This is a genomic window from Bacillus sp. 220_BSPC (assembly GCF_001054655.1).
GTDB lineage: Bacteria > Bacillota > Bacilli > Bacillales > DSM-1321 > Peribacillus > Peribacillus frigoritolerans.
In genome coordinates this window covers 1-3674 of sequence record NZ_JVPL01000278.1, presented here as the reverse complement: position 1 = coordinate 3674, position 3674 = coordinate 1, and the positions used below count along the sequence as shown (strand labels likewise).

The window sequence follows — 3674 nt, the reverse complement described above, 5'->3', positions numbered from 1 at the left end:
TGACTGTATTGTTTATAATGTACTCGATTTTGTATCTCAAAACAGTTTAGTGATTGAATTGGTGCGGTTTTGATTGGATTAATAATTCTATGTACTCAAATTCATGTCCCCAATGTACTTATCTTTGTGTCTTCGTACAAATCAGAAAAAGGAGGAAGATATTTTGTATTACTACTTACTTATGTTAGTTATTATTGTTATTTCAATAGGCTTATTTTGGTTGGCTGGATTACCGAAGATTAAAACCAAAAACTTATCATTTATTATGATTGGTTTAGGTTTTAATGGATTCACAATTCCAGTGTCTTCCTTTATAGGTATAATGGCAGCCGGCGCCCCGAACAGCACTATATTTGATTTTTTGAGAGGACTTATCTTTATCCAGGTAATACCGTTTCTCATATTAATGATAGGAGTCTTAAAATGGTTTAAAAATAGTATTAATAATGCTTAATTAATTGATGGAATTAAGGCTTTAAAAAAGAACTATACACTTAATCCTTCCTTGTCACACTAACAGTTGCTTTACTTCGATAAGAGAGTTGCTTTGGTAGCTCTTTTTCTTATGGCACTAACGGGGCAGGATAGTTCCATAAGAAATGTTCAAATAACTTAGTGAAGCTATATCTCTCGATTGATTAAATATACATTATAATGTATATTTATAACGTGAAGAGAGGGATATAACTTGGAGATTAAATTTGCTGAGGTTTCAGATGCATCGATAATACACGACTTAATGATAAAAGCATTTATGGAATATAAAGACGAAGTACCACCTTCAAGTGCTTTGGAGGAAACTGTACAGTCGGGTTTAATTGCTTTAAAAGACGGTGAGCAGGGTTTAATTAGCTATGTTGATAATGAGCCAGTTGGAATGGTTCGTTTTCAATTAAACGAAGATGGTTTATATTTTTATAGGCTATCAGTAATTCCAGAAAAACAGTGTCTTGGTATTGCGAAAAAAATATTAATGTCATTAGAAGATTTCGCAATAAAGAAAGAAGTAACTACTATATTTTGCAAAGTACGTATGACTGTGCCTAAAAACATAAAATTATATAGTTCAATTGGGTATGGTGTCTATGATGAGGAAGTTGTACATAAACCAAACGGTATAGATATAAAAGTTGTTTCTATGATGAAGAAACTCAGTTAGAGTAATAAGCAATAACGGAAAATCGATTGGGGAGTGGGGTTAATGCATCTGGTATGTGAAACGGCAAAATTAGAAGATTATTTGCTTGAATTAAACGAAGTTAATTTTTCTAATCCTATGATTAAGTCGAAAGTAGATGAACTTTTTAATCCATCTCAATCTGAAATTGAAAAGGCAAAAGTTGCTTATGAATTTGTTCGTGATGAAATCTATCATTCTTGGGATATCCAAGGAAAACGAGTTACATGTAAAGCATCAGATGTATTAGTCTATCAAGAAGGTATTTGCTATGCAAAATCCAATTTATTAGCTTCGTTACTACGTTCCCAGGGAATACCTACTGGTTTTTGTTATCAAAGATTAATGTTGTTTGATACACCAGAAAAAGGTTATTGTATTCACGCATTAAATGCAATTTTTCTTAAAACATTAAATAAATGGATTAGATTAGATGCTCGTGGTAATAAAGCAGGAATTGATGCACAATTTTCAATTGATAAAGAAAAATTAGCTTTTACTACCCAAGAAAAATTTGATGAAAAAGATTATCCAGTCATATATGTAAAGCCACATCCCAAGACAATTAGCGTTTTGGTAGAACAAACAGATGCATTAGAAATGTATATAAAGAATTTGCCAGAATATTTATAGTTGTTAATCTAACGGGTGCGTTTGCTGAAGATCGGAGCTGTCTTTAAGGCAGCTTTTTCGTATGGAACTATCGGGGCAGTTAGCATTCCTGTAGATCGTTAAATATCAGGTTTGAAAAAAATAGAGCCCCTCAGTAAGATACGAGTATAGAGACCAATCTAACTCAAAGTCTTAAGGAGGAAGCCCTACTATGAATTTTAAAATGCAAAACAAACAAAATCAACTAATTGAGAGAATTACGGATCAACATCTAGTTGTTGGTGTGGATATTGCCCAACACGTACACGTGGCCCGTGCTGTAAACTTTCGGGGCATTGTGGTCGGGAAACCCTTGTCTTTTGAAAATAACGAAGAGGGTTTTACTCGATTACTAAACTGGATCCAGGAACTAAAACAAACGAAAAACCTAGACACAACGATAGTCGGAATGGAACCTACCGGACATTATTGGATAAACCTTTCAAAGTGGCTAGTCAAACAAAACATGGATGTCGTCACCGTCAATCCTCACCATGTCAAAAGAAACAAAGAAAATCGTGATAATACGCAATCCAAAAGTGATAAAAAAGATGCCCTTGTCATCGCTGATATGGTGAAGAATGGCTACTATGCCTTCGTTCGTTCAACTTCAGAATCATTTGAAAAACTTCGTGTCCTTATGGCTAACCGAGATGTGATCGTTAAGCGTCTTGTTAGCTCCATCAACCAAATTAATCGCTGGGTAGATGTTGTCTTTCCCGAGCTCCGGCAAGTGTTTAAAGACGTATCATGTAAAGGGGCAATCGCAACCCTACGCCTCTTTCCTACCCCAGCTGAATTATGTTCCTTACAGCCTCAAGATATCGTAACCGGTTGGAAATCATGTATGAAGCGACATTCCGGGCATAAAAAAGCCCGTTCCCTGCTTGTATTGGCCAAGCGTTCAATTGGTACGAAACAAGCCCTTGATGCGTATAAACTTCACTTGGGACAGTTATTAGAGGAATACGATCTCGCTTCATCCCAACTCGAAAGAGTGACGCAAGAAGTCACAAACGTCTTGGAACAGATTCCATTCGTTAAGCAAATACTTGCCATTAAAGGAATCAGCGAGATTTCACTAGCGGGAATCTTAGGAGAAGCTGGAGATCTGAGTGGGTTCGCTCACGGGAATGCGCTCCTTCGTCATGCAGGATTGCATCTCGCTGAAGCAAGCTCTGGGAAGTGGAAAGGCCAAATTGTTCTTTCCAAACGTGGAAGATCACGCCTGCGGCGTTACCTCTTCCTTGCGACCATGAGTCTAGTGATGAATAACCCTGAATTTAAAGCCCTACACTCGAATAATGTTAAAGTGAAGAAGATTAAGAAAATGAAATCCATCATGAAACTTTGTGGAAAACTCGCCCGTGTCCTAGTAGGGATAGCTCGTAATGGCTCTACCTATAAACCGGAAATGATCTTCCCACTTGAACAACTAGCAGTGTAAATTTACATTCACATTGTTATTTAACGAAAGTTGGCTTATTCGTAGGATTTCAAAGAAAGCAAGAAGTACTGGATGTAATGAACAAAAGGGCAATGACCCGTTCCGTTAGCAAAACCGGCCTTCACCCCTTGGATAGGCATGACGAAGGAATGAAAGGGCATAGGATTATGACCCGTTGAGACATGGGAGGGAAAGCCTCCAGGGGCAGCGTGGAGAATGCGTGCAGTATATGTAATAATATGGGATTTTCAACAGATCCCCTATTTCAATCTGCCCTCATCTTATCAAAACGGTCCTATCTCTTTCGTTCATCTAAAGCAACCTATACCATGTGGTTTGAAATCCTGCGAATAAGCGAGTATTCGTGAGCATTATCTATTAAACTGAGGGAGTTCATTA

General features: G+C 37.1%; 4 protein-coding genes. All 4 read left to right on the top strand.

Features of this window, described 5'->3' with window-relative positions; translation table 11 throughout:
- Positions 1–163 precede the first annotated feature (163 nt).
- Entirely contained in the window at positions 164–454 is a 291-nt protein-coding gene (locus ADA55_RS21960; RefSeq protein WP_226990527.1) for a hypothetical protein, read from the top strand.
- Between the two features lie 234 nt (positions 455–688).
- Positions 689–1159 (top strand): GNAT family N-acetyltransferase, encoded by a 471-nt coding sequence (locus ADA55_RS21955; RefSeq protein ID WP_048687593.1) that lies wholly within the window; start codon positions 689–691, stop codon positions 1157–1159.
- A gap of 42 nt (positions 1160–1201) precedes the next feature.
- Positions 1202–1810: a transglutaminase-like domain-containing protein gene (locus ADA55_RS21950; protein ID WP_048687592.1), complete on the top strand. Its 609-nt coding sequence runs from the start codon at positions 1202–1204 to the stop codon at positions 1808–1810.
- 190 nt (positions 1811–2000) lie between these two features.
- Entirely contained in the window at positions 2001–3275 is a 1275-nt protein-coding gene (locus ADA55_RS21945) for an IS110 family transposase (protein ID WP_048687591.1), read from the top strand.
- The last annotated feature ends 399 nt before the right edge of the window (positions 3276–3674 follow it).